This is a genomic window from Shewanella sp. SM69, assembly GCF_025653985.1.
In the GTDB taxonomy this organism is placed as follows: domain Bacteria; phylum Pseudomonadota; class Gammaproteobacteria; order Enterobacterales; family Shewanellaceae; genus Shewanella; species Shewanella oncorhynchi.
Genome location: NZ_JAKKRV010000006.1, coordinates 231,685 through 255,536 on the forward strand (window position 1 = coordinate 231,685; position 23,852 = coordinate 255,536).

Annotated in this window: 21 protein-coding genes; 11 read left to right on the forward strand and 10 right to left on the reverse strand. The window is 46.8% G+C overall.

What is annotated here, in order from left to right:
* The first annotated feature begins 97 nt into the window (after positions 1-97).
* The 5 genes from L5M37_RS10830 (at position 98) to L5M37_RS10850 (ending at position 4,339) form a co-directional block, all read left to right on the forward strand.
* Positions 98-1,141 carry an aminoglycoside phosphotransferase family protein gene (locus L5M37_RS10830; protein WP_263200448.1) on the forward strand — a complete coding sequence of 348 codons (1,044 nt, stop codon included), beginning with the start codon at positions 98-100 and terminating at the stop codon, positions 1,139-1,141.
* Positions 1,138-1,818 carry an N-acetylmuramate alpha-1-phosphate uridylyltransferase MurU gene (gene murU, locus L5M37_RS10835; RefSeq protein ID WP_263200450.1) on the forward strand — a complete coding sequence of 227 codons (681 nt, stop codon included), beginning with the start codon at positions 1,138-1,140 and terminating at the stop codon, positions 1,816-1,818. Before L5M37_RS10830 ends, murU begins: the two co-directional genes overlap by 4 nt.
* A gap of 69 nt (positions 1,819-1,887) precedes the next feature.
* Positions 1,888-2,676, forward strand: a complete 789-nt coding sequence (gene djlA, locus L5M37_RS10840) for a co-chaperone DjlA (RefSeq protein WP_263200452.1) — start codon at positions 1,888-1,890, stop codon at positions 2,674-2,676.
* Positions 2,677-2,717: 41 nt separating this feature from the next.
* Positions 2,718-3,350 (forward strand): outer membrane beta-barrel protein, encoded by a 633-nt coding sequence (locus L5M37_RS10845; RefSeq protein ID WP_168825024.1) that lies wholly within the window; start codon positions 2,718-2,720, stop codon positions 3,348-3,350.
* A 35-nt stretch (positions 3,351-3,385) separates the two neighbouring features.
* Positions 3,386-4,339 (forward strand): D-2-hydroxyacid dehydrogenase, encoded by a 954-nt coding sequence (locus tag L5M37_RS10850; RefSeq protein WP_263200453.1) that lies wholly within the window; start codon positions 3,386-3,388, stop codon positions 4,337-4,339.
* Positions 4,340-4,407: 68 nt separating this feature from the next.
* On the opposite strand, the gene L5M37_RS10855 is transcribed toward L5M37_RS10850, so the two are convergent.
* The 4 genes from L5M37_RS10855 to purT all read right to left on the reverse strand — a co-directional run bounded on the left by L5M37_RS10855 (position 4,408) and on the right by purT (position 11,426).
* Complete coding sequence (locus L5M37_RS10855) at positions 4,408-6,690, reverse strand: hypothetical protein (RefSeq protein WP_263200454.1); 2,283 nt, start codon at positions 6,688-6,690, stop codon at positions 4,408-4,410.
* Positions 6,680-8,146, reverse strand: coding sequence for a DUF3142 domain-containing protein (locus tag L5M37_RS10860; RefSeq protein WP_263200455.1), 1,467 nt, complete (start codon positions 8,144-8,146; stop codon positions 6,680-6,682). Before L5M37_RS10860 ends, L5M37_RS10855 begins: the two co-directional genes overlap by 11 nt.
* A gap of 143 nt (positions 8,147-8,289) precedes the next feature.
* Entirely contained in the window at positions 8,290-10,014 is a 1,725-nt protein-coding gene (locus tag L5M37_RS10865) for an RluA family pseudouridine synthase (RefSeq protein WP_263200456.1), read from the reverse strand.
* A 236-nt stretch (positions 10,015-10,250) separates the two neighbouring features.
* A complete protein-coding gene (gene purT, locus L5M37_RS10870; RefSeq protein WP_263200457.1) occupies positions 10,251-11,426 on the reverse strand; it encodes a formate-dependent phosphoribosylglycinamide formyltransferase in 1,176 nt (391 codons plus the stop codon).
* Positions 11,427-11,707: 281 nt separating this feature from the next.
* Here purT and L5M37_RS10875 point away from each other — a divergent pair, with 281 nt between their 5' ends.
* The 4 genes from L5M37_RS10875 to L5M37_RS10890 all read left to right on the forward strand — a co-directional run bounded on the left by L5M37_RS10875 (position 11,708) and on the right by L5M37_RS10890 (position 15,625).
* Positions 11,708-12,100, forward strand: a complete 393-nt coding sequence (locus L5M37_RS10875) for a DUF3302 domain-containing protein (RefSeq protein ID WP_263200458.1) — start codon at positions 11,708-11,710, stop codon at positions 12,098-12,100.
* Between the two features lies 1 nt (position 12,101).
* Complete coding sequence (locus tag L5M37_RS10880; RefSeq protein ID WP_105249984.1) at positions 12,102-13,247, forward strand: HlyD family secretion protein; 1,146 nt, start codon at positions 12,102-12,104, stop codon at positions 13,245-13,247.
* Between the two features lie 95 nt (positions 13,248-13,342).
* A complete protein-coding gene (locus tag L5M37_RS10885) occupies positions 13,343-14,854 on the forward strand; it encodes an AAA family ATPase (RefSeq protein ID WP_263200459.1) in 1,512 nt (503 codons plus the stop codon).
* 135 nt (positions 14,855-14,989) lie between these two features.
* A complete protein-coding gene (locus L5M37_RS10890; protein ID WP_263200460.1) occupies positions 14,990-15,625 on the forward strand; it encodes a DUF2625 domain-containing protein in 636 nt (211 codons plus the stop codon).
* 613 nt (positions 15,626-16,238) lie between these two features.
* Here L5M37_RS10890 and L5M37_RS10895 read toward each other — a convergent pair.
* The 4 genes from L5M37_RS10895 to cysP all read right to left on the reverse strand — a co-directional run bounded on the left by L5M37_RS10895 (position 16,239) and on the right by cysP (position 20,282).
* Positions 16,239-17,369 (reverse strand): sulfate/molybdate ABC transporter ATP-binding protein, encoded by a 1,131-nt coding sequence (locus L5M37_RS10895; protein ID WP_263200461.1) that lies wholly within the window; start codon positions 17,367-17,369, stop codon positions 16,239-16,241.
* On the reverse strand, positions 17,366-18,232 hold the full coding sequence (cysW, locus tag L5M37_RS10900) for a sulfate ABC transporter permease subunit CysW (RefSeq protein ID WP_028759251.1): 867 nt from the start codon (positions 18,230-18,232) through the stop codon (positions 17,366-17,368). The genes L5M37_RS10895 and cysW overlap by 4 nt, the downstream gene beginning before the upstream one ends.
* Positions 18,233-18,241: 9 nt before the next feature.
* The gene (cysT, locus tag L5M37_RS10905) at positions 18,242-19,087 is read right to left on the reverse strand and encodes a sulfate/thiosulfate ABC transporter permease CysT (RefSeq protein WP_263200463.1); all 846 of its coding nucleotides are present in this window, start codon (positions 19,085-19,087) and stop codon (positions 18,242-18,244) included.
* A 187-nt stretch (positions 19,088-19,274) separates the two neighbouring features.
* Positions 19,275-20,282, reverse strand: coding sequence for a thiosulfate ABC transporter substrate-binding protein CysP (gene cysP, locus L5M37_RS10910; protein WP_028759253.1), 1,008 nt, complete (start codon positions 20,280-20,282; stop codon positions 19,275-19,277).
* Between the two features lie 212 nt (positions 20,283-20,494).
* On the opposite strand from cysP, the gene cysM reads away from it, so the two are divergent.
* On the forward strand, positions 20,495-21,373 hold the full coding sequence (gene cysM / locus L5M37_RS10915) for a cysteine synthase CysM (protein WP_263200465.1): 879 nt from the start codon (positions 20,495-20,497) through the stop codon (positions 21,371-21,373).
* A 94-nt stretch (positions 21,374-21,467) separates the two neighbouring features.
* On the opposite strand, the gene L5M37_RS10920 is transcribed toward cysM, so the two are convergent.
* Positions 21,468-22,004: a DUF4136 domain-containing protein gene (locus tag L5M37_RS10920; protein WP_131523840.1), complete on the reverse strand. Its 537-nt coding sequence runs from the start codon at positions 22,002-22,004 to the stop codon at positions 21,468-21,470.
* 176 nt (positions 22,005-22,180) lie between these two features.
* Between L5M37_RS10920 and L5M37_RS10925 the strand changes: the two genes are divergently transcribed.
* Positions 22,181-22,486: a DUF1289 domain-containing protein gene (locus L5M37_RS10925; protein ID WP_198573003.1), complete on the forward strand. Its 306-nt coding sequence runs from the start codon at positions 22,181-22,183 to the stop codon at positions 22,484-22,486.
* A gap of 86 nt (positions 22,487-22,572) precedes the next feature.
* Here the strand turns inward: L5M37_RS10925 and L5M37_RS10930 are convergent, their stop codons facing one another.
* Positions 22,573-23,841 (reverse strand): ATP-binding protein, encoded by a 1,269-nt coding sequence (locus L5M37_RS10930; protein ID WP_168825043.1) that lies wholly within the window; start codon positions 23,839-23,841, stop codon positions 22,573-22,575.
* Between the last annotated feature and the right edge of the window lie 11 nt (positions 23,842-23,852).

Genomic DNA, 23,852 nt, shown 5'->3' on the forward strand with positions numbered 1-23,852 from the left:
ACAAACGCAACATCGCTTAATAAATCTCTCAATTTCTTAGCTGTTTCCAAATTCTATGCCAGCTATAATAAAGCAATTTTTCTTTAAGAGCCATGAAATGACTTTATCCGATCCGAGATTTCTTTCCCTTAATCAGTGGCTGAATGCTTATTTTTCCTGTGAGGCGATGCCTGTGTTGATTTCCGGAGACGCAAGTTTTAGGCGTTACTTTCGGATTTCGATGCCTGATGCTACCTTTATCGCCGCCGATTCTCCGCCTCAGTTAGTGCCTATCGCCCCGTTTATTGCACTGTCGAATGCTTATTCAGCCGTGGGACTGACAGTTCCAAAAGTAATCCACGCCGATGCCGATTTGGGTTTTATGTTGATGAGTGATTTGGGCGATACCCAACTCTTATCTGTATTGACGGTACAAAATGTGGAACGGTTTTACCGTCAGGCGCTCGATTTATTACCGCAAGTGGCCGCTGTAATTGAGTGTAAGAATCTTGATAGCGGTTTAGTACAGGCATTACCTAACTACGATGAAGCCTTTGTGCGCCGTGAATTACACATTTTTACTGAGTGGCTGTTAGGAACACATCTTAATTTGTCTTTGGACGCGGCAGAGTTGCAATTGCTGAATGATACTTTTGATCGCCTCGTCGGCAATGCGCTATCTCAGCCTAGTGTGGGAATGCATAGGGATTTCCATAGCCGTAATCTTATGCTGCAAGCTGACAAGCTGTGCGTGATTGATTTTCAGGATGCTGTCGTTGGTCCTGTGACTTACGATGCGGTATCACTACTACGCGATTGTTATATTCGTTGGCCGCAGCCGTTAGTTGCAGACTTGATGCGGTATCATTATCAGCAAGCATTAGCGCTTGGTTTTATTCCCGCACAGACTCCTTTTGAGCAATATCAAACTTGGTTTGATCTCATGGGCTTACAGCGCCACATTAAGGCTGTGGGGATTTTTGCACGGTTAAATTATCGCGATAGTAAACCTGCGTATATGGCGGATATTCCACTGACATTAACGTATATTGTCGACATCTCGCTGCAGTATCCCGAACTCGTGCCATTTGCACACTGGTTAACTCGTCGTGTGTTACCTGCGTTTAGTGTGAGTCAGTCTTCATCTGAGGTTAAGCAATGAAAGCCATGATCTTGGCCGCTGGACGAGGGGAAAGGTTACGGCCGTTAACGGACAGTTTGCCTAAACCTATGGTGCCAGTGTTAGGTAAGCCACTGATTGTTTATCATATTGAAAAACTTGCCGCGATAGGCATAGTCGATATCGTCATCAACCATGCTTGGCTAGGGCATAAGTTAGTCGAAGCACTGGGCGATGGCAGCACTTTTGGGGTGCGCATTCGGTATAGCGCAGAAGAGAGTGCGCTTGAAACCGGCGGCGGCATTAAACGCGCTTTGCCTTTATTGTGTGAGGACGGAAGCGACGAACCTTTTTTAGTGATTAATGGTGATGTGTTTATTGATGCTTTACCGCCAATCACGCAACTGGCTGCGGCGGATAGGCTCGCTCACTTATGGTTAGTGCCTAATCCTGAGCATCATCCAAATGGCGATTTTGCTTTGAATGGTCATCAAGTGCAGGAGCGTGGCGATGTTAAGCACACGTTTTCGGGCATGGGCATTTATCACCCTGCGCTATTTCATGACACGCCGCAGGGCGCCTTTGCACTGGGTCCGTTGTTGAGATCGCAAATGGCTCAAGACAGAGTTAGTGGTGCCTTGTTTAATGGATTTTGGTGTGATGTCGGTACCATTGCACGATTGCAAGCGCTTGAACTAAGGTTACAAAGTAACAAGTAAATTTCGGTGCTGGCATATCCATAGGATTAAGCTAGTGCATCAAATACATAATAGAAATCAGGAAATAAGATGCGGCTTTGGGGTAAGTTTTTTGGATTTGTCATTGGCTTTATGTTCGGCCGTATTTTTGGTGCACTGCTAGGTTTGTGGCTCGGTCATCTTTACGATAAGCGTGCGGCATCGGGCGTGGGTTTTCGACAGATTCTAGGGCAGGCTAAGAATCGCCAAGCCATTTTCTTTAATACCACATTTGCAGTAATGGGGCATGTGGCGAAAGCATCAGGACATGTTACCGAAACCGATATTCGCATTGCGACCTTATTAATGGATCAAATGCGTTTAACGGGGGAAGCCCGTAAAGAGGCGCAACAGGCATTTCGTGAGGGTAAATCGGCGGATTTTGATTTGTGCAGCAGCTTACAAGCTTTCCGTGTTATTACGATGGGACGCAAAGAGTTAGTGCAGATGTTCATCGAAATCCAGATCCAAACGGCACTGTCTGATGGTGAATTGGATCCTGCTGAGCACGCTATCTTGATGACGATTGCTCAAGAGTTAGGTTATGGTCGAGCGCAGTTAGATGAATTACTTAAACGCTGGCAGGCGGAGTTTCGTTTCCATCAAACATCGAGTGGCAATAAAACATCGATTACTGATGCCTACAGTTTACTTGGCATTACGAACGAAGCTAGCGACCAAGAAGTTAAACGGGCTTACCGTAAATTGATGAATGAACATCATCCCGATAAGTTAGTGGCGAAAGGGTTGCCACCGGAAATGATGGAGCTCGCTAATCGTAAGGCTCAGGATATTCAAGCAGCCTATGACAGAGTCAAGTCTGAGCGCGGTATGCGTTAGCCTTGATTAAATTGGTTTTTGTAAAAGATAAGGAATTCATTATGAAAAACACTTACCGTTTGTTGCTGTTGGCGAGTTTGTTACCTGTGGCTATGTCTACGCAGGCCGAGGTATTTATCGCTCCTTTTGGTGGTTATAGTCTGGGGGGCGGTCAATTTGATGTGAATCAATATGAGGTCAACACAGATCAAACTGGTGATAAGGCCGATGTGAAGGTTGAGGAGTCGAGTCATTACGGTTTGATGGTGGGTATTGGCACCAATGATCCCGGTAATATTTATCTTTTATATAGTCATCAAGCCTCTGAACTGAAAAGTGGCGGCTTGTTTACGCCAGACTTTCTTACCTCGTTAGATTTAGATTACATCCACTTGGGTGGCACTTTATATTTCCCCCGTGGCGATATCCAGCCTTATGTCACCGCCAGCGCGGGGATCACCCGCATGCTGCCTAGCGGTTGGTCGAGCGAAACGCGTTTCTCCATGGGAATTGGTGGCGGGGTAGAGTATCAAGTGACGCCACACTTTGGCCTGTTTGCGGATATTCGGGGTTATGCGACGTTTATCAACAGTGACACTTCGCTGTTTTGCAATGAAGATGATTGCCTATGGCATATTACGTCGGATGTGATGTGGCAGGCTCAGGCTAACCTTGGGCTCAAAGTCAGTTTTTAGATCTAACGCATCGTCTTAAAAGGAGATTTAGTGGCATGAAAATAGTCGTACTTTATGGTGAAACCTTAAATCCTGGCGATCTCAGCTGGCAATCCTTAAATGAATTAGGCGAGTTTGCGTGTTTTTCCCGCACAAGTGGCGCTGATATTGTCGCGCGAGCCCAAGGTGCTGAAGTCATTCTCACCAATAAAACACCCTTGAATGCAAAGACGCTAGCGCAACTTCCTAGTCTCAAATACATAGGCGTATTGGCCACGGGCACGAACGTTGTCGATATCGCGGCAGCTAAAGCGCAAGGTATAGTGGTCACTAATGTGCCCGCTTATGCGCCTGATGCCGTTGCGCAAATGGTGTTTGCCCATATTCTGCATCACACCCAAGCCGTGGCCGCCCATCATCAAGCTGTGGTCGATGGCCAGTGGCTGAACTGCCAAGATTTTTGTTTTACTTTAATGCCGTTGCAATCTTTAAAAGGCAAGACTTTAGGCTTAATAGGTTATGGCGATATCGGTCAGCAGGTGGGAACGCTTGCCCTCGCATTCGGGATGAAAGTTCTTGTCAATACTCGTTCAATCATCAAGGATTTACCCCAAGGCGTGACGTGGGCGCAACGTGATACTGTGCTTAGCGAATCAGATATTATTTCGCTCCATTGCCCGCTAACACCAGAAACTGAGCAATTTATCAATCAACAAACCCTCGCCTTGATGAAGCCTAATGCGTTGCTGATTAATACAGCGCGCGGTGGATTAATTGATGAAGCCGCGCTTGCTGCTGCGCTGGCTCAAGGCAAGTTATTTGCCGGCGTGGATGTGTTATCGACCGAGCCGCCCACTGCAGATAATCCCTTATTGCATGCGCCTAATATCAGCATCAGCCCGCATAATGCGTGGGCGACGAAGGAAGCAAGGCAAAGTCTACTCAATATCGCAGTGGTGAATTTGAACGGTTATTTGAAGGGGGAAGTGATTAACTGCGTGAACAAGTAAAGCGGTATGCGTCTTTCTCTCTTTTCATCATGTCGACGTTGAGAGAGAAAGACGTAAATGGTTATTTATTATTGAGTTTTTCTTCTACGCATCCACCACACACCCAATAAGCCTGTGAGGGCTAATACGCCAAATACGACGGGCTTTTTCAGCTTGTGGTACAGGGCGTTCCATTCTGCCATTTCATTCGCCTGCGCTCGTTTTACTGCACCGTCAAAATCGGGCGCTTCACACTGCAAACCAAAGTTCTCGGCCCAAGGCACAAAGGGGCCGTTGGCGACGTATTTTTTGTAGTAACGCAGGGCAAGTTCTTGATCTCGATACAATACCCAACCTGTGGCTTGGCAGAGTAGCGCTGCATAGGCTTGGCTGTTGTGGGGCACATGATCCGATGCCTTGTTGGCTAGTTCCGCCGCCGTGTAGCGATAATGGAAGCGTTTATCGGGGATTGCTTGGCTGGCACTGATCCGCAGCTGTTCTTTCTCAGCCAGTTTGCTAGGTTCATTCCAATCACTTAGATCGAAGACACCTTGGTAGATAGTGTAATCCGGGGCTAATTCAAACCCTAAGAGTTCCATGCCTTGGTGGCGGGCAAGTTCGGCAACAGCCCAATAGGCTTTCGCGCTATCAATGCCTTTTGTTTTTTTCGCTGCATTCAACTCTGTGCCATAGGCAAGGGCGCTGGCATTCAGTTTAGGATTAGGGATGTAAACCGGCGCTTCAGCTATCGCGCCTTCGCGTAATAGCCTGCGACCTAACAAGTAGCGCAAGCGGTTGTTAATTGGCTCAATATTATCGTACCAGTCGCTGTCTTTAGGGTATTCAAAGGCGATAAATGGCACATGTTCGTCGATAAATAACTTAAGTTCAGCCGTGGTGAGCACGCGCTCCGCCACATAGGCGATGTCTTGCCAGTACTCATCACCGCTGGCGAGTAAGTGATTGAGCGCATCGACATATTCGCCACGCTCTAGTGACAACACTCCTTGCTCGGCACGAATACGACAGTAAGTGGCTGTATCTTCATCGGCATTAATGGCTTGTTGCTGAGTTTCTTTAGCGTCAACAGTGGCCGAGATCTTATTGAGTTGCTCAGGGAAGTGACGCGCTGCCTGAGCATAGGCCTTGGCCGCTTCTGCTTGATCGCCCTTTTGTAGCATTAATTTTGCGTTGAGCCACCAAGTGAGGCCGCTCGGTTTCGCTAGCGTTAATAGGCGCTCAGCACTGGTATAATCCCCTAACTGGTAATAAATCGCCGCTAATTTATCGCCATGGTTGAGCTGTAAGCCATCGGTTGGAAATACTTTAAGGAGCTCAGCAACCTTTAATCCCATTTCTGAAAGCTGGCCATTATAGGCAAATTCATTAGTGCTGCTTTGCCAATAGGCAATCAATAACTGCTGCACGCTCGCCTGTTGCAGTAGCGGCTTAAGTTCAGCAATCTCTTTACCCATCAAAGTGCGGCTTAACATCAATAAGGAATCATAACCGCCGCTATCGCCCTGTACCGATTGCGTGGCATAGAGCTCAATAGCTTTATTCAGTGCATCAGGGGTGAGAGTCATTTGCAGCTCTGACTCAGTTTCACCTGTAGCTTGATTGGTCAATTGCGGGAGCGGCTGACCTTGGTGTAGCAGGATATAGGCTTGCTCACCTAAGCTCGCTAAACTCAAACGCAGGGGATCGGCGGCGCCTTGTGCGACTTCGGTTTGTAATTGTGTCAGGTAAGCATTAGCACGATTAAAATGTTCAGGATCAGCCGAAGTCTTGCTTAAGATAAGCTCAATACGCGACAGCGAATAGAGTGCCCACAGGCTACGAGATGCGCATTCACTTTGTGGTAATTTGATGATTTTGATGAAATAGTTACTCGCCCTCTCATAATCTTTTGCTTCAAACGCTACGGCACCTAAGGTGTACCAAGTTAGCGCTTGTGGTAGATCTTTGTCTAACTTAGCGGCCATTTGCTCGGCTTCAATGGGGCCCGTTGCATCCCGCAAAGTGTTCACTAAGGCTAAATGGGCGTCACTTAACTCGCTGTTTTCAAAGGCGCGAGTTTGTGAAAGATAACGGCTATGCACTTCATCCCAGAGATATTCCTGTGCAGCGGGTGCATCTTGATACTGCCAAGGTAAAGGCTTGGCGATGGCTGTGAGCTGTTGGCTAAAGGAGGTTTGCGGTAAATAACTGAGATTGCTCTGCCTATCCTGAGTGAGTTGCAAAGGAAAATCGGGGCCGCAGGCCAATAGCATAGGGGAAAATAAGCTTAAACAAATGAGCGTGGTCTTTTTAAGCATAAAAGCCCGATTGGGTGTTGCCATGGTAAATGATAGTTTTGGCTTATGGCGCATAAATTCCCTGTAAATATAATGACTCACAACGTGCCCAGCCTATCACTTTTTGGCCGCCAGGGTTGAGCATGTGTGTTTGAATGTCTCTGTTTGATTGCGGCATAGGCATGATTGCAGTGCGTGAAACTGTTTTGGTTGGTGTCAACGCTGCTGTATTCTCAGCTCGCCATTGCCACGTTAACAGCCCATCTTTTTGTATTACGCTATAGCCATTTTGCGCATCATACCCGCTGCAAGCTTGTCCCGCTAGCGACAAAATAGGAGGAATTTCACCTGCAATATTACCGTGATTCATTAAGCTCAGTTGAAATAGCTGTGGCCTGTGGATTTCCAGATTTTTTGGCTTATTTTCAGCGGCTAATGTCGTTTGGGTTGTGGCCTTGTTATCGCTTGAGATCACTAATTCAATCTTGGCGGCAAGTTCACCTTGCTGTGCAACGGCGATTAAGGTGTTGAGTGGCCAAACTCTTTTATCCCCTTCCAGCGGCAGCCGAAACCAGATAATGCCTCTCAGTTTGGCATCTTTTTGAGTGTGTAGTTTTTGCACAAAGGCTTGCAATACTAGAGGATCGGCCATCAGTTCCTGTACTACATTGGCTGATTGGAGTTGATCGCGCAGCGGTGTTTCACTTTCAACTTTATAACCTGAAGCAGTACTGATGACCGCCGAACCATAGGCGGGGAGCGCAATAAGGTAAGGCACAGTGCTGATATTTGAGAGTTGCTGCACCCACTGCCAACCTTGAGTCGCATCGAATAGTCCGAGGCGTGGATCGCTTACGCTGTGAATTTGTAGCACGAGTTCATCAATACTGGTGAGTAACACGGGAAAATCGGCGCTACTGAGCCAAGCGGGCAGTGCAGTAATGCTGAGTTTGAGTTCTGTGGGTAACTGCGCTTTAAGCTTTTTAAGAAAATCCCGATAGGCTGGCAGTTTACTGTTGGCACTGTCGTGGTCGATTTCAACACCTGTGATGTGCGTGCCTTTTGCCTGCCAATTTGCTAGTACTTTTTTGATTTTATTAATAACTTGTTCATCATTTAAATGCACGAACTGACCATCTAAGCGAATCACGGCAATTTTTGGCCTAGGATCTGCCTGCAACCAAGCATGATTGACCGCAACTTCAAACCAAATGTCCGCGCCATTGAGTTTTGGATGCGCTTGCAGCGCTAAAATACGTAATCCTTGGAATGCACCTTGGCTTTGCACTAATGCCGTTTGATTGGCGGGGCGCCATTGGCGCTGCCAGATATAGACTTCCTGCGCGAGTGGAGCACGAGGCATTACGGTTGCGGAGGTGATTTCTGCTGTATGACTGGCATTTGGGTTTGCCTTGAGTTCACGGGGCTCCGATGCTGGCTGACAGGCGCTCATAAATACGGTGGCGCTCAACAAAGCAAATAAGAACCATTGATTTCGGTTTATGTTTTTAACCAGATTGCCTATGCCCATACTACCGCTGTCGATTCCGTTTTGAGTGAGGCATTACTATGCCCGAAAAATGCGACTTATACATCGCGGTCAAACTTCTGATAATGCCCACTAAGCTTGGTTTTCCTTTTGGTGCCTTGTTAATCAATATCAGAACTCAGATCTCAAAAATCAGGATCGACTTGAAAGCGCATCTGTTCACGGGTGACGGGATGTTGAAGCATCAATAAATCTGCATGCAGATGCAGGCGATTGGCGCGAGTGCCGTACAGATCGTCACCTACAATGGGCGTATTTAGCCCTTCTGAGTGGGCGCAGTGAACTCTGAGTTGATGGGTTCGGCCCGTTTTTGGGGATAGATACACGCGGGCTGTACGTGCCATTTCATCGATATGGCTTAATTTCCAATAGGTTTGGGCCGCTTTGCCAAACTCATGGCAAACGAGTTGTCTCGGTCTATCGTCTAAATCGCCACGTAGGGGTAAAGAGATTTGTCCTGCGGCCTGTTTATCTGCCATTGCTGTAGGGATCCCTGCTAAAAGTGCCACATAACGCTTAGTCACTGTGCGCTGGATAAACTGTTTTTGCAGCTGTTTATGGGCGTCTTTTGTCAATGCGATCACCATTAATCCCGAGGTCGACATATCGAGCCTGTGGACGATAAGTGGCCCTGTGGCATTGGGAAACGTTTGCCGCATGCGCGAATACACTGAGTCTTCAATCTCTTTGCCGGGCACTGATAAAAACTCGGCGGGTTTGTTCACAATCGCCATCGCCTCGTCTTGGTAGAGGATGCTTAAGGTTTTGCCTTCGGCGGGGTTCGTCAGCAGCGGATTATCATCGACAACAAGCCCTTCGAGCATATGCCCCAAGATAGGCTGGCATTTGCGCAGACAGGCAGGATAAAACTGCTTATGTTGGCGAATTTCTGATTTTGGCGGCGCCCCCCACCAAAATTCGGCAATCGCCAATGGTTTAAGACCGTGTTTAAAGGCGTAATGTAGCAACTTAGGGGCGGCACATTCCCCTGAGCCTGCGGGCGGTGTTAACTCAACCGTCCCATTAAATATGCCGTTAAGGCTTTTTTCTGCGCCGCGAATATTCAAAAAACGATACTGCTCAAACAGCTTTTGCTGCAGCGCCGCCGAGAGCTGTTTACGCTGTAGTCTTAACGCGTCACGCTTATCAGTGAGCAGAGTTAACGCTTGGCTGATGGCATGGATACGTTCATCCCAGTAGCGTTTAATATCTCTTAACTGATTCTTTTCGTTAATGCTTTCTTGGCTGAGTTTGGCTTCGATTACAGTATTTTCACGTAAAGTCTCATCAGTTGGATTGGCAGCCCATTGCATTGCGAGTTGATTGCGCTGCGTCTTGCGGGATTGACGGCCGTCGATCATCACTTGCCTGTGGGCGGCAAGCTTGGCTTGTGCTTGAGCTTGCTCAGCGTTGAGTTCGCTCGATAGCCGAGGAATATCGGGATGATTTTCTATTGCAAGTAGCTGCTCGTTAATTTGGTTGATTTGCAGATTTTCGGCGTGGAAAAAATTGTCCTTAGCCAGCATATCAAACACAGGTGGAACGAAGCGTGGCCAATGGTTCTGCTCAGCTAACTTGCCCGAAAATGCCGACAAATAGCCCACTTTCCCCTGTGGATCTTGCACTAAAAGCACACCAAACATTTTACCAATGGCACCGGTTAACTCCCCCGTGAGGCCAAAGTTATGCTGCCAATCGTTTTGAGTCTCAAGGTGGCGTTGTAATTCGTTGGCAGCGATCACGCACAATGGATGCGGTTCGTAATAGAAAGGAAAGGTAAAACGCTGCGGCAGGGCATAGGCATCAATGGCTTGTGTGAAAGAGGTAAAGCAAGAAGGCTGAAGATGCATATTGGGGTCTACTGTTGGTTTTACTTATCAGGGTTAATTATCGGAGTTAATTATCTGAGTTAAGCCACAACTTAGGATGAGGGCAAGCAAGAAAGGGCGTTAGTTTACTCTGTCGATTTTGGGCAGTCACTTTTTATTGGTGTGGCTCTGTGTTGAAAAAGGGAAATGGCATTAAAGCGCATTTCCCTTTGATGTGTAGCTTGTACTTAAAACAAATTTTAAATGGCTAAACCCGCTTAAAAGATGACTTTCACTTTACTGGCGCTATCGAGTGCTTTGCTGATTGCGCTATCGATATCGATATCACGGGCAAGCGCGACACCTAAACGGCGGCGACCATCAATATCGGGTTTGGCGAATAATCTAAGCTGAGTATTGACCGCTTCTAATGCCGCACCAATCCCTTGATAGCGGATATTGCTTGAGGTGCCTTCGGCCAAAATCACCGCCGAGGCACTTGGACCATGCTGATGGATATTGGGAATCGGCAGGCCGAGAATCGCTCTAACATGCAGGGCAAATTCCGATAAGTCTTGGCTGATGAGTGTGACTAAGCCTGTGTCGTGGGGTCTTGGCGAGACTTCAGAGAAATACACTTCATTGCCTTTAACAAACAGTTCTACGCCAAATAGTCCATAACCGCCAAGGGCTTCGACGACTTTGCTCGCAATCGCTTGGGATTTTGCTAACACTTCATCGGACATGGCTTGTGGCTGCCATGACTCGCGATAATCGCCATCTTCTTGCCTGTGGCCAATGGGCGCACAAAAATGAATGCCGTTGACTGCGCTGATGGTTAACAGGGTGATTTCATAATCGAAGGGAATAAAGCCTTCGACTATCACGCGACCGCCGCCGGCACGTCCGCCTTCTTGGGCGTATTGCCACGCTTTATGGCTTAGGGCGATATCGCGAATAACGCTTTGGCCTTTGCCCGAGGAACTCATGACTGGCTTTACCACACAAGGCACGCCAATTTCACTAATCGCTTGATTAAATTCGGTTTCGGTATCACAGAAAAAATATGGTGAGGTTGGTAAACCTAAGGTTTCAGCGGCGAGACGACGAATACCTTCCCTGTCCATAGTGAGCTTCGTTGCCCGAGCTGTTGGGATAATATTTACCCCTTCGGCTTCCATATCCACTAAGGTTTGGGTAGCGATGGCTTCAATCTCTGGGATGACTAAGTGCGGTTTTTCTAACTCGATAACCGCACGCAGGGCGTTGGCATCGAGCATATTGATCACATGGGAGCGATGCGCGACTTGCATGGCGGGGGCGTTGGCGTAACGGTCATCGCCAATCACTTCAACGCCTAAGCGTTGCAGTTCAATGGCCACTTCTTTGCCAAGTTCACCGCAGCCGAGCAACATGGCGCGTCGTGCGCCCTCAGTGTAGGGAGTGCCTATCATGTGTGGGTACCTTTGAGATTGTAGGGATGATGAGTTTTATGCTTGCGTTCTATGTCGCAATGATGCGGTTAGTTTAGCCTGAACAGGCTTTAGGGTCATGGAGTAAATCGACAAGTGTGTCCCGGATCACTGGGGGCAAAAACGAAACAGCATATCTTTGGTTAATATTGGGGCTGAGGTTGAGAGTAAACTCAAATGTTAATGTCATGTTGGTGGCATGTTTTGTGACCATCCACTAATCTTTGGGATGGAATACATATTATTAATACAAGGAGATGCAGATGTTCTTAGATTACTTTGCGTTAGGTATTTTGTTTTTTGTCATCATTATTATATTTTATGGTGTCATTGCCATTCATGATATCCCCTATGAAATAGCCAAAAAGCGTAATCATCCCCAGCAAGATGCATTGCATATCGCCGGGTGGGTGAGTCTATTCACCCTACATGCAATTTGGCCATTTTTATGGATCTGGGCGACTTTATACCGTGAAGATCGCGGTTGGGGGTTCAATACTGTAATGAAGCGAGAATTAGTTTTAGAGGAGGATGTGAATTCATTGCGCGAGACGGTCAGAGGGCTTCAGACTCGGCTTGAACAGTTAGAGCAAATAACTCCCATGAATATAGCGCCTGCTGTGGATGCGATAAAAACAGACAAAGTTGAGGTATAACATGGATTTATTACTCATACTCACCTATGCGGCCGTGTGTATTGCTATCTTTAAAGTCTTTAAAATTCCGATGAATAAATGGACTGTTCCCACCGCAGTGCTGGGTGGGGTGTTCATTATTGGTACCTTATTGCTCGTGATGAATTACAACCATCCTTATTCTCGTTTTGCCCGTGAATATTTTGTCACTATCCCTATCACACCCGCAGTAAAAGGCTTAGTGACTTCGGTGGAAGTGCAGCCTAATGTGCCTGTTAAACAAGGGGATGTGTTATTTCGTCTCGATCCTATTCCCTTCGAGGCCGTTGTTAAACGTAAACGCGCTGCTTTGATGGAAGCAGAGCTCCAAGTGCCACAACTCGCCGCGGCGTGGGAGTCGGCTAAGGCTAATGTAGAGCGCGCTAGGGCCGATAAAGACCGTAATAAATCTGCCTTCGAGCGTTATGAGTTAGGCCGCAAGAAAGGGGGCGCGAATTCGCCTTTTACTGAACTAGAACTCGATAATAGGCGTCAATTGTACTTAGCCTCAGAGGCACAACTGACCGTCGCGAATGCTGAAGAACTGCGTGTCAGGCTGGCCTATGAATCTAATATTGATGGTGTTAATACCAAAGTGGCTGGCTTGCAAGCTGATTTAGCCAGTGCACTCTACGATTTAGAACAGACAGTCGTGCGGGCACCTGCAGATGGTGTGGTAACGCAAATGGCACTTCGTGCGGGAGCGATGGCAGTGCCTTTACCATTACGTCCAGTAATGAGCTTTATTCCCGACGAGCAGCGCTACTTTGCGGGGGCATTCTGGCAAAACTCGTTAATGCGTTTGCAGGAAGGTGATGAAGCTGAAGTGATATTGGATGCCGCTCCAGGACAAATCTTTAAGGGAAAAGTGGCGAAAATATTACCCGCTATGGCTGAAGGTGAAGTTCAAATGGGCGGCGCGCTGCAGTCATCGGCTCGTTTATTTCAAAATGGTCGCGTGATTGTGCTGATTGATATCGAAGATGATGCTATCCGTAAGCAATTTCCTGCGGGTGTTTCTGGGCAGGTTGCAATTTATACTGAACATTTCCATCATGTCGCTGTGATGCGTAAAGTATTGCTGAGGATGCAAGGTTGGCTGAATTACTTGTTTTTTGATGGACATTAACCCTTAATCGGTTAACTTTTGTCTGTTGTATTAAGTCCAGTTCGCTGGACTTTTTTGTGACACATTTTTGGGTGAATAAAAAGGAATTTGAAAGCATGCAAGATATTCACGATTTAACCTCAGTGCTGCGCTCCAATATGCCAATCGTAGTGATTGAAACCTATGAAGAATATCGCGTGGTTGAGTTGCTTAAGCGGGTCGCAAGTGTGCTCTATCAACCTGTGTTTACATGGAGCATCACCCAAGGCCTAGCACGGGTCGATAAGCCCTTGGCGGCGCAAAAGTTTAATAGTGAGCCAACCGATCTACTCGGGCAAATTAAATCAACCTCGCAGCAGGGAATTTATGTGCTGTGCGACTTCCATCCCTTTGTGATTGATGCACCTAAGAATGTCCGTTTGCTTAAAGAAATCGCCCTGGAGTACGAGACGCTGCAACACACATTAGTGCTGGTGAGCCATACCTTTGAAATTCCGCCTGAAATCAAACGTTATTGCGCTTATTTTCACTTAACTTTGCCAAGTACAGTGCAATTGCAAAATCTGATTTATCTTGAAGTTGATAAAATTCGTCACCAAGGTACGCCGCTACAGGTCGATGATGCTGCTGTGGTCAAATTAGCCGATAATCTGCGAGGCGTGACTTTAGACGATGCCCGTCGTCTCGTACGCAAAGCCATAGTCAATGATGGTGCTATTACTTTGTCTGATATTGATGCCATCAATAAAGCCAAGTTTCAGCTACTCGATCTTAATGGTGTGCTGCAATTTGAATACGACACCAGTGATTTTTCACAGGTTGCCGGACTACATAATCTTAAAAAATGGCTTAAGCAGCGCTCGCCCATATTGGCTGTCAGCGCCATTGACCAAGGCGGCCAGCCGACTCCAGTTCACCACGTCAAAGCGCTCGATGCGCCCAAGGGGATTTTACTGCTGGGCGTTCAGGGCAGTGGTAAGAGCCTCGCGGCTAAGGCGGTTGCGGGCGTTTGGCAACGACCTTTGCTTAGGCTCGATATGGCAGCCTTATATAACAAATACATAGGCGAAACCGAGAAGAACCTGCGTAATGCACTGGATCTGGCTGACATGATGTCGCCCTGTGTGCTTTGGATAGATGAAATTGAAAAAGGCTTAAGCGGGAGTAGCAGCGATGAGGGCACCTCGACGCGGATCCTCGGCACCTTACTCACTTGGATGGCAGAGCGTAAATCTGAAGTGTTTGTGGTGGCTACCGCTAATGATATTCAAGCTCTGCCGCCAGAGTTGATGCGAAAGGGCAGGATGGATGAAATCTTTTTTGTCGATTTACCCGACGAAGCCATACGCAAAGCCATCTTCTTAATCCACTGTAAGCGCCGTGGAATCGATGTGGCGAGCTTAGATCTCGCCCAATTATCGGCTCGCAGCAAAGGATTTTCCGGCGCCGAAATCGAACAAGCGGTTATTGCTGCCATGTATACCGCAAGAAGTGTCGAGTGCAGTGTCGACCAAGTGCTATTACTTGAAGAACTTAGTAAGACACGGCCTTTATCTGTGGTCATGAGCGATAAAATCAATGCGCTACGACAATGGGCAGCAGGCCGAACCGTGAATGCCCATGAGTAAGATTTTTGCTTAGTACCATGGGTGCTAACCAGCATTTTTAAACGCTATATTGGCTTAGTTATTTTTGACATTCCCAAGGTACCGTTATGAATGATGAGTCGTTTTACTGGATATTAGTGATACAAGGATAAGAGATTGAAAAGTATATATGAACTGATTGATATCGAAGACTCTGGCATAAAAGTAGTCAATGAAATGGTTGCTGGTGCTGAGCATTGTGTAGAGATACTGCCGCCTTCAAAGGATCGGGTTGAAGTACTTGAATCACTTCAGGTATCGACTCGTTCGGTATTAGGGGCTATTGCCTATGAAACCGGTGGGATTTTGATCGACAATGGATGGATTCGATTTTTCGGCTCTGGACATGAAAGATTGTCTAGAAACCTTACTGATTGGAATAGAAGTGCACATTATCTTTTAGTGGCGAATGACGTAGTTGGTGGATTTTTTGCTATCAACGGCGGCGGTTTAGGCGCAGATGTTGGGAATATATACTATTGGTCGCCAGACTCAATTCATTGGGAAGGGTTAGAAATCGGGTTCACAGATTTTTTTCAATGGTCAGCTACAAAGAGAATCAATGAGTTTTATACGAGTTTAGGTAAAGAGCGCTTTCAAAAAACCTATTCACAGATAGCTACAGATAAATGCCTGAGCTTTTATCCATTTTTATGGGCGAAAGAAGGTTCTATTGAAATAAGCAGCGTGAAAGTGGTGTCAGTTGATGAAATGTATAGGCTGAAATTGGAATTATTAACCTCGGTTAGTTAATTCGTTTACCCGCTGATTTTATGAGTACTTCTGCAATAATTATTTGTTATAAACATCTAATATATTGATTGTTAGATATAAATCTGCTTATCAGCTCTATTGATTCAACATGGATGGGCTGTATATGCCATCCATGATTAATCACTTCTTCGGAGGGGACAGCACCAAGATCTAGCTGACGTTTTTGGCGGTATCTTGGGCTTTCTCGTTACCGCTTGCATCAAAAATCAAAGCTGTCGCTATCACCAAAAGTTGTCGCGGCAATGCCTAATGAGTGCTTCAGTGTTTGGCGTGACAATATCTCTCTAAATGGTTTGAATCTTAGCGGTATCCACTCCCTGTGGTACCGCTAATGCTGCTTATTCCTATCATGATGACATTAGATAACCTGAACTCGGGATAATGAGTGTCGAAAAATCTAAATTTAACAAATTAAATCAATGATATAAATTATTGGTTTGAAAAGAAAAATCTATTTTCTGACTGAATGCGCAGATTTTTGCGCATATCAAGGCGCTCTGTCGTACGCCATAGCGAGCTATGGTTAGACAGAGCAACGCAGAGAGGCCCGAAAAGATGCCTATTCAGCGGCTCTGCTTATCCCGAGCTCAGGTTAGATATCAAAGGCGAGACTGCCCGGAGTCAGGAATGGCCAACTTAGACGCGTCGGTGAACTCTCACCCTGCGCACCAAAGAAGTAAGCTGTTCTTGGGGTAGCGTAAACTACACTGCCTTTTTGCAACCCGAGTTCCTGCAGATTATGGTGGGTAAATTTGGCTTCCCACAGTTCTTCGCTATGCCAGCCATGTGGGGCTAATTCCAATCTAACTTCGGCGCCGATTGGGGTCATGGCGACAATATTGAACGGCAAATTGGCCTGACTATTGGGCTTATTTGACAGCGCTAATTCGTGACTGCGCACATAGAGAACACCATCTTGCTGCAGTGTTTGCTGTTCTGGAGGTGTTAAAAATGCTTGACCATTTTCCCAACGTTTTTGTTGCCAACTGGCTTCAAAGACATTGACGTTACCAAGAAAATCAAACACAAAGCGACTATTGGGGTGTGAGTATAGCTCAGCAGGTGTATTAATCTGCTCTATATGACCATTGCTCATCACTACCACTCTATCTGAGAGCTCAAGCGCCTCATCCTGATCGTGGGTCACAAACACGCTGGTGAATTTCAATTCATCATGCAGGCTGCGTAGCCAGCGGCGTAGTTCTTTACGCACTTTAGCATCTAAGGCGCCAAAGGGTTCATCCAGTAGCAAGACTTCTGGCTGGGTTGCGAGTGCACGGGCCAACGCAATGCGCTGTTTTTGTCCTCCCGAGAGTTGTTCAGGATAGCGCTGTGCGAGATGGCCTAGTTGTACTGTTTCTAGCAGTTGTGTCACTCGCTTATGAATTTCTGCCACCGAAGGCCTTTGTTTTTTCGGCATGACTTCGAGTCCAAAAGCGATGTTATCGGCGACCGTCATATGGCGAAACAGCGCGTAGTTTTGAAACACAAAACCTACGCGTCTTTCACGCACATGCACTTGAGTGACATCTCGGTTGCCGAATTGAATTTGGCCGCTATCGGCTCCTTCAAGACCGGCAATAATCCGCAGCAGTGTGGTTTTGCCTGAACCTGATGGTCCCAGCAGACCAATCATTTCCCCTTCTTGAATATCGAGATTAAGTGGGGAAAGCGCCTGAAATTGGCCAAATTTCTTGGAAATATTAGTAAGACGAATACTCATAGTTGGCTCTGCTCTTTATTGTCATTGGCGGTTAAACTGCGTTGTTGCCGCCATTCCACTACGGCTTTTAACATTAGGGTAAATAGGGCGATCAGGGCCAGTAATGACGCGCTCGCGAAGGCGGCTTCGGCCTGATAATCTTCGTACAATAATTGCACATGTAAAGGTAAGGTATTGGTTTCGCCACGAATGTTGCCAGACACGACAGCAACGGCACCAAATTCGCCCACGGCTCTGGCATTGGTGAGGATCACACCGTAAATCAGTGCCCATTTGATGTTGGGTAGGGTCACGCGGCGAAAGAGTTGCCACCATGACGCTCCAAGGATCACTGCAGCTTCTTCTTCCGATGCGCCCTGTTGTTGCATCAATGGGATCAGTTCTCTGGCTACAAAGGGGCAAGTGACAAAAATGGTCACTAGCAGTATTCCCGGCCAAGCAAACATGATCTGCAGATCGTGCTCATATAGCCATTCGCCCAGCCAGCCACTGTTGCCATAGAGCAGCAAATAAAGCAAACCTGCGACGACAGGGGAGACCGCAAATGGAATATCAATTAGCGTGATCAGTAACTTGCGACCGGGGAATTCAAAGCGAGTCACGCTCCACGCCAGCATGATCCCGAACACTAAATTGATCGGTACTGTGAGTGCTGCCACCATCAGTGTTAAACCAATCGCATGCAGCGAATCCGGTTGAGTTAGGTGTCCAATATAACGCTCCCAACCTCCGACAAACGCCTGCTGAAAAATACTCACCAACGGCAATAGCAACAATAGCAAGCCTAAGAGCACGGCGAGGGTAATAAGGCTCCATTTGATCAGGGGCGCTTCACCGACTCTTAAGGGTTTAAATGAGTTCATATTCGCTCCTTATCGTCCATGAATGCGGCGCAGATAACGCGCTTGCCACAGGTTTATCAGCAGTAATAGCAGTAGCGAGGTCATCAGCACCACTGAGGCAATGGCGCTGGCACCTGCAAAATCAAATTCTTGTAGGCGGACAAAGATCATTAACGAAGTGATTTCGCTGATATAGGGCATATTGCCCGCGATAAAGATCACGGCACCAAACTCACCCAGACTGCGGGTAAAAGACAGTGCCGTTCCAATCATTAATGCTGGCCAAAGGGAGGGCAAAATAACCCGCCAAAATACCATGCGATCCGAGGCGCCAAGCGTCATTCCCGCTTCTTCTTCCTCGTGGGATAACTCTTCGAGAACCGGTTGTACCGTACGAACCACAAAGGGAATACTGGTGAAAATCATCGCGACCACTATGCCTAGCGGGGTGTAGGCGACTTTTATGCCCCATTCAGTTAATAGACTACCGATTTGGCCGTTTTCCGCATAAAGGGTGGCTAAGGTGATACCGGCAACGGCGGTCGGCAAGGCAAAGGGCAAATCTACCAAGGCATCTAAAATGCGTTTGCCGGGGAATTCATAACGCACTAGTACCCATGCGAGTAATAATCCGAAAAGGCAGTTAAATAATGATGCCGCGAGCGCCGATAGTATGGTGACTCGGTAACTGGCAACCACCCTGGGATCGGCAATCACGCCCCAGTATTCGGACCAGCTCATTGAACTGGTCTGCATAATCAGCCCAGTGGTCGGCAATAATAAAATCAGGCTGACAAACAGTAGGGACACACCTAAGCTGATGGTAAAACCGGGAAGAACCCGCTTATGGCGTAAACGCCCGTTATTAAAAATCACTGAATAATCACCCGATCAGGTTAATTGCGTTAAACCAATACTATTTATACGGTTCGCTCGTTGTTGGCTCAAGCCATTTGTTGGATGCAATCTTTATGGCTAACACTGATTGATAAATGCCAATTAGCGATAAACCCGAGACTTTGCTCGGGTTCAATGTTGATATCTTACTACATTAAGGACGATATCAGCGCTTTAATAGCTCATCGAGTTTTGCACCGTTAGCAAACTGCGTTTTCATGGCATTATCCCAACCACCGATGATTTGCTCAACAGTCAGCAGGTCAACGGTAGGGAACTGCTTAGCAAACTCAGCTTTTACCTTTTCGTTGTGTACACGATAGCTGAATCCTGCCAGTAGACGTTGCGCTTCTTCGCTGTAGAGATAATTCAAATACTCAGTTGCGAGTTCCTGTGTACCGTTACGCTTAGCATTTTTCTCAACTACAGCGACGGGGAACTCTGCCAGAATCGAGGTTTTTGGTACAACTACTTGGTAATCGTCCGTACCATACTGCTGGCGGATATTGTTCACTTCCGATTCAAAGGTAATTAATACATCACCGATCCCACGTTCAACAAAGGAGGTGGTCGCACCGCGGCCGCCAGTATCAAATACTGCGACATTACCGAGGAATTTTTTCAGGAATTGATCCAGTTTAGCCTGATTATCCTTACCATAGTTTTTCTGAGCATAACCTAATGCGGCTAAATAAGTGTAGCGAGCATTACCAGAGGTTTTTGGGTTAGGAAAGACTAGTTTAACGTCATCTCTCGCTAAATCGCCCCAGTCGCTGATTTGCTTTGGGTTACCCTTGCGCACCAAAAATGCAATGGTGGAATAGTAAGGTGAACTGGCGTTAGGCAGTAATTGTTGCCAATTTTCTGGGATCAATTTACCGCGATCGTGCAGAACTTGTACGTCAGTCACTTGATTAAACGTTACCACATCTGCGGGTAATCCCTGCAGAATCGAGCGTGCCTGTGCAGATGAGCCTGCATGGGATTGTTTAATTTCGACGGTTTTACCTGTTTTCTCTTCCCAATGTTTGGCAAAAACGGGGTTGTAGGCATTGAATAATTCCCGTGCGATATCATAAGAGGAATTAAGCAGGGTTTGATCTGCGGCAGTCACATTGAGTGAGGTTCCCAGAATGAGGGTTCCTAGCAGGGCCTTTATCAATTTTACGGACATTTTTAACTCCTTAATCTGGCAATTTTGTCAGCGTTATGGCACCTAGAGTAATAGAATTAATTGTTTATAAAAAGCCAGTTGAATAGAACTTTTTTGAATAACTATGAGCGATTTATTTTATGTTATAAGCAGTATTCACCGTGTTTGTCAGTGGTAACCGACTTAGAATAGGCTATCGCTTAGTTGTTTTTATCAAGTAAAGGATAATCCTAGTGTCTGACTTTCCGACAATTGAAGCCTGCATCGGGCAAACTCCGCTGGTTCGCTTGCAGCGGCTTAACTGTGGTACTTCCACTGTACTGTTAAAATTGGAAGGCAATAACCCCGCGGGTTCTGTAAAAGATCGTCCTGCACTCAATATGATTATTCAGGCCGAACATCGCCAAGAAATAAGCCCTGGTGATACGCTTATTGAGGCAACGAGTGGCAATACTGGGATTGCACTGGCGATGGCGGCGGCAATCAAAGGATACAAGATGATCCTGATTATGCCGAATAATTCGACTCAGGAGCGTAAGGATGCGATGCAAGCCTATGGCGCAGAACTCATGCTAGTGGATAACATGGAGACTGCGCGGGATTTGGCGCTGCAGTTACAAAGCGAAGGCAAAGGTAAGGTGCTGGATCAATTTAATAACCAAGATAACGCTAATGCCCATTTCCTCACGACAGGCCCTGAAATCTGGCAACAGAGTCTAGGCAAAATTACCCACTTTGTGTCAAGTATGGGGACGACAGGTACCATAATGGGTGTGTCTAAATACCTTAAAACTTGTAATCCCGACATCACTATCGTCGGCCTTCAGCCTGCCGATGGCAGTGCTATTCCAGGGATTCGGCGTTGGCCGCAGGCATATTTGCCTGGGATTTTTGATGCTTCTTGGGTTGATTTAGTTATGGATATTGAAGAGCAAGATGCAAAAGCCATGGCGAGAACTTTAGCGCGAGAGGAAGGGATTTGTGCTGGAGTCAGTTCGGGCGGTGCCGTGTTTGCTGCGCTGGAGATTGCTAAACAATATCCGGGTTCTGTGGTCGTGGCGATTGTCTGTGATAGAGGCGATCGTTACCTTTCGTCAGGGCTTTTTTCCTGAGTCCTAGATTTTTACTCTAAGCATATTGAGCGATATGAATGTTTGATTGATAAAAATGGGCGAGACACGCCCATTTTTACCCTTTTAAACGTGATCATTTTTTCGGTGGGAATTGCGCCAAAATTCGGTTGACGGCTTTGGCGGTATCTTGGGCTTTCTCGTTACCGCCTGCATCGAAATCATAGCTGTCGCTGCCACGCCAAATAAGAGCTTTGGTCTTAGGATCGACAATATCTATCTGAATGGTTTGAATTTTAGCGGTATCACTCCCCAGCGGCACGCCAACACTGGTGCCTATTCCAATCCCGCCCGAACTTCCGAATGTGCCTGTGCCTAATCCAATGGATAGTCCTGAATCTTTGGGCTTATCTTGGGTGAGTAAGGCGTAGGCGACGTTAAAGTCGGGCGACGCTGTATTTTCTACAAACCCTTTTTGAGTCAATTGGTTGTTAATTTCTACTTGAATACGCTGGGCGCTTAACGGGTCATCCGTCGGCTGTGGTGTTAACTGGGTAAAGCTGCGTAGTGCGGTGAAGTCGTAATTGAGATCATAATCGTTTTTCGGTTTACTGCTGCAAGCGCTTAATAAGGCAACAGCGACGAGCAGACTGGCAAAGTGACGATATCCCATGATAGTGCTCCAAGTTGTACAAACTCTGTTCAATGTGCCTTGATTAAGGTTGTTTCTGCAAGTACTTTAGATAAGTGTGTTGTATTTGAATCGCTTTGAATGCAATCCAACGGTATCTTTTTTAGCGCGGGTCGTTTTGAGTATGGTTCATTTTTAGATAGGAATAGCGGCGGGTTATGGAACAGTTAGCCTTTTTTGATATCCCGAGTCCTTGTATCGGTGTGTGTGTTACCGATGCGCGCGGTTACTGTAATGGTTGCCTGCGAAGCCGTGACGAAAGATTCAATTGGTTAACGTTTTCAGATGCGCAAAAGTACGATGTCATTCGGCTGTGCACTCAACGTAAACGCCGTCGCCAGTTGGCGATGATGAAAGCACGGCAAGCGCAAATAGAGCAAGAAAGGGCAGCGTTAAACCCACAGTTGAATTTTGAGCCTGAGCCCGAAGTCGATCTGGATTTTGGTGGCTTCGAGCTAGACTAATAGGTTGAATTGACTTGTTTAACTCGTTTTTTGTATTCGCGAGTGGGATTCATGACTGACTTACAATAGTCTAATCTCGATTCTTATTACAGCTTACGCTTCTTCGGCCAGATTAAACTAAATCGAGTATGTTGTGCATCACTGGTAACACTCACATTCCCTTGATGTCGTTGCATAATCCGTTTGATGATCGCAAGGCCTAAACCATGTCCTTTATTGCCATTCTGTACCGATTGGCTGCGATAAAATGGCTCGAACACTTTCGGTAAATCCACTGCAGGGATCGGTTCGCCGTCGTTACTCACACTTAAATTGACCCTGTGCTGGGTCTGCTTAACCTCAATGATGATTTCAGTGCGGGCAAAGCGTTGTGCATTGGTCAGTAAATTCTGTAGTGCCCGTTCGATTAATGCGGGTTCTCCGAATAAGGGCAGTTTTTCGACTTCGGCTTTGAGCGTTATAGGCGTTGGACTTAAGGTTTCTAGGCGCTTAATACTTTGATTGATGAGATTAATTAAATCGTACTCATCCAACTGGATACCTTCTCGCTGTGACTCTAAGCTGGCGTAGGTTAGCAGTTCTTGAAGTAAGTCTTCCATTTCTTTGATGTCAAGCTGCATTTCATCGAGAAAGTCTTGTCGCTTCTGTTCGTCCGAATCTGGCTGACAATACATAGGCATAAGTGCAAGAGCAAATTTGAGCCTCGCCAGTGGCGTGCGGATCTCATGGGATACCGCATTAGATAAGTGTTTCTGGTTCTCAATCAAGGCGCTGATATGTCGCGCCATTTCGTTAAACGTATTGGCTAAGGGCTTAACTTGGGAGCGATTTGACAGGGTAATCCGCGTGTCCCATTTGGCTTCGCCAAATTCTTTGGTGGCCTTACGCAGTATGCTCAAATCCCGTGAAAGCGGGCCGACCCAAATTAGCGCAACGAGGGCGAGTGATAAATAAAAGAACAGGGTGAACAGGCTGCGAAGGTTGGCTCTGGGATCTATGTCCAGCGGCCCCGCCATTAAGACTTGATCGTCTACTCGAATAAATTGCAGCAAGCTATCATCATTGGCCGTGGTGGTGAACACCTTGCTTGTGCTTAACGCTTGATTATCTGCCAGCGCGACTTGATCTGCATTGAGTAATTGCAGTGGCATCACAGGGTTCGCTGGGATCGCCTCCAGATACCGTTGGCGGGCATCAGGAGGTAATTCCGCTAATAATTGCGCCAATGCCACTAACGGCGCATCGAGGGCATTATTGTCATCAACATTCTTCTGCCACAGGCTGTCGAGTGTCCAGCCAATCCCAAGCACGCTGAGACTGAGTAGCAGATATAAACTGATAAAGAGACGTTTCACTGTATTTGTGC

What these genes read in the sequence shown, in the direction of transcription:
- L5M37_RS10830 (WP_263200448.1), top strand. Translation starts at nt 98, where the DNA reads ATGACTTTATCCGATCCGAGATTTCTTTCCCTTAATCAGTGGCTGAAT.
- murU (WP_263200450.1), top strand. Translation starts at nt 1,138, where the DNA reads ATGAAAGCCATGATCTTGGCCGCTGGACGAGGGGAAAGGTTACGGCCG.
- djlA (WP_263200452.1), top strand. Translation starts at nt 1,888, where the DNA reads ATGCGGCTTTGGGGTAAGTTTTTTGGATTTGTCATTGGCTTTATGTTC.
- L5M37_RS10845 (WP_168825024.1), top strand. Translation starts at nt 2,718, where the DNA reads ATGAAAAACACTTACCGTTTGTTGCTGTTGGCGAGTTTGTTACCTGTG.
- L5M37_RS10850 (WP_263200453.1), top strand. Translation starts at nt 3,386, where the DNA reads ATGAAAATAGTCGTACTTTATGGTGAAACCTTAAATCCTGGCGATCTC.
- L5M37_RS10855 (WP_263200454.1), bottom strand. Translation starts at nt 6,690, where the DNA reads ATGCGCCATAAGCCAAAACTATCATTTACCATGGCAACACCCAATCGG.
- L5M37_RS10860 (WP_263200455.1), bottom strand. Translation starts at nt 8,146, where the DNA reads ATGGGCATAGGCAATCTGGTTAAAAACATAAACCGAAATCAATGGTTC.
- L5M37_RS10865 (WP_263200456.1), bottom strand. Translation starts at nt 10,014, where the DNA reads ATGCATCTTCAGCCTTCTTGCTTTACCTCTTTCACACAAGCCATTGAT.
- purT (WP_263200457.1), bottom strand. Translation starts at nt 11,426, where the DNA reads ATGATAGGCACTCCCTACACTGAGGGCGCACGACGCGCCATGTTGCTC.
- L5M37_RS10875 (WP_263200458.1), top strand. Translation starts at nt 11,708, where the DNA reads ATGTTCTTAGATTACTTTGCGTTAGGTATTTTGTTTTTTGTCATCATT.
- L5M37_RS10880 (WP_105249984.1), top strand. Translation starts at nt 12,102, where the DNA reads ATGGATTTATTACTCATACTCACCTATGCGGCCGTGTGTATTGCTATC.
- L5M37_RS10885 (WP_263200459.1), top strand. Translation starts at nt 13,343, where the DNA reads ATGCAAGATATTCACGATTTAACCTCAGTGCTGCGCTCCAATATGCCA.
- L5M37_RS10895 (WP_263200461.1), bottom strand. Translation starts at nt 17,369, where the DNA reads ATGAGTATTCGTCTTACTAATATTTCCAAGAAATTTGGCCAATTTCAG.
- cysW (WP_028759251.1), bottom strand. Translation starts at nt 18,232, where the DNA reads ATGAACTCATTTAAACCCTTAAGAGTCGGTGAAGCGCCCCTGATCAAA.
- cysP (WP_028759253.1), bottom strand. Translation starts at nt 20,282, where the DNA reads ATGTCCGTAAAATTGATAAAGGCCCTGCTAGGAACCCTCATTCTGGGA.
- L5M37_RS10920 (WP_131523840.1), bottom strand. Translation starts at nt 22,004, where the DNA reads ATGGGATATCGTCACTTTGCCAGTCTGCTCGTCGCTGTTGCCTTATTA.
- L5M37_RS10925 (WP_198573003.1), top strand. Translation starts at nt 22,181, where the DNA reads ATGGAACAGTTAGCCTTTTTTGATATCCCGAGTCCTTGTATCGGTGTG.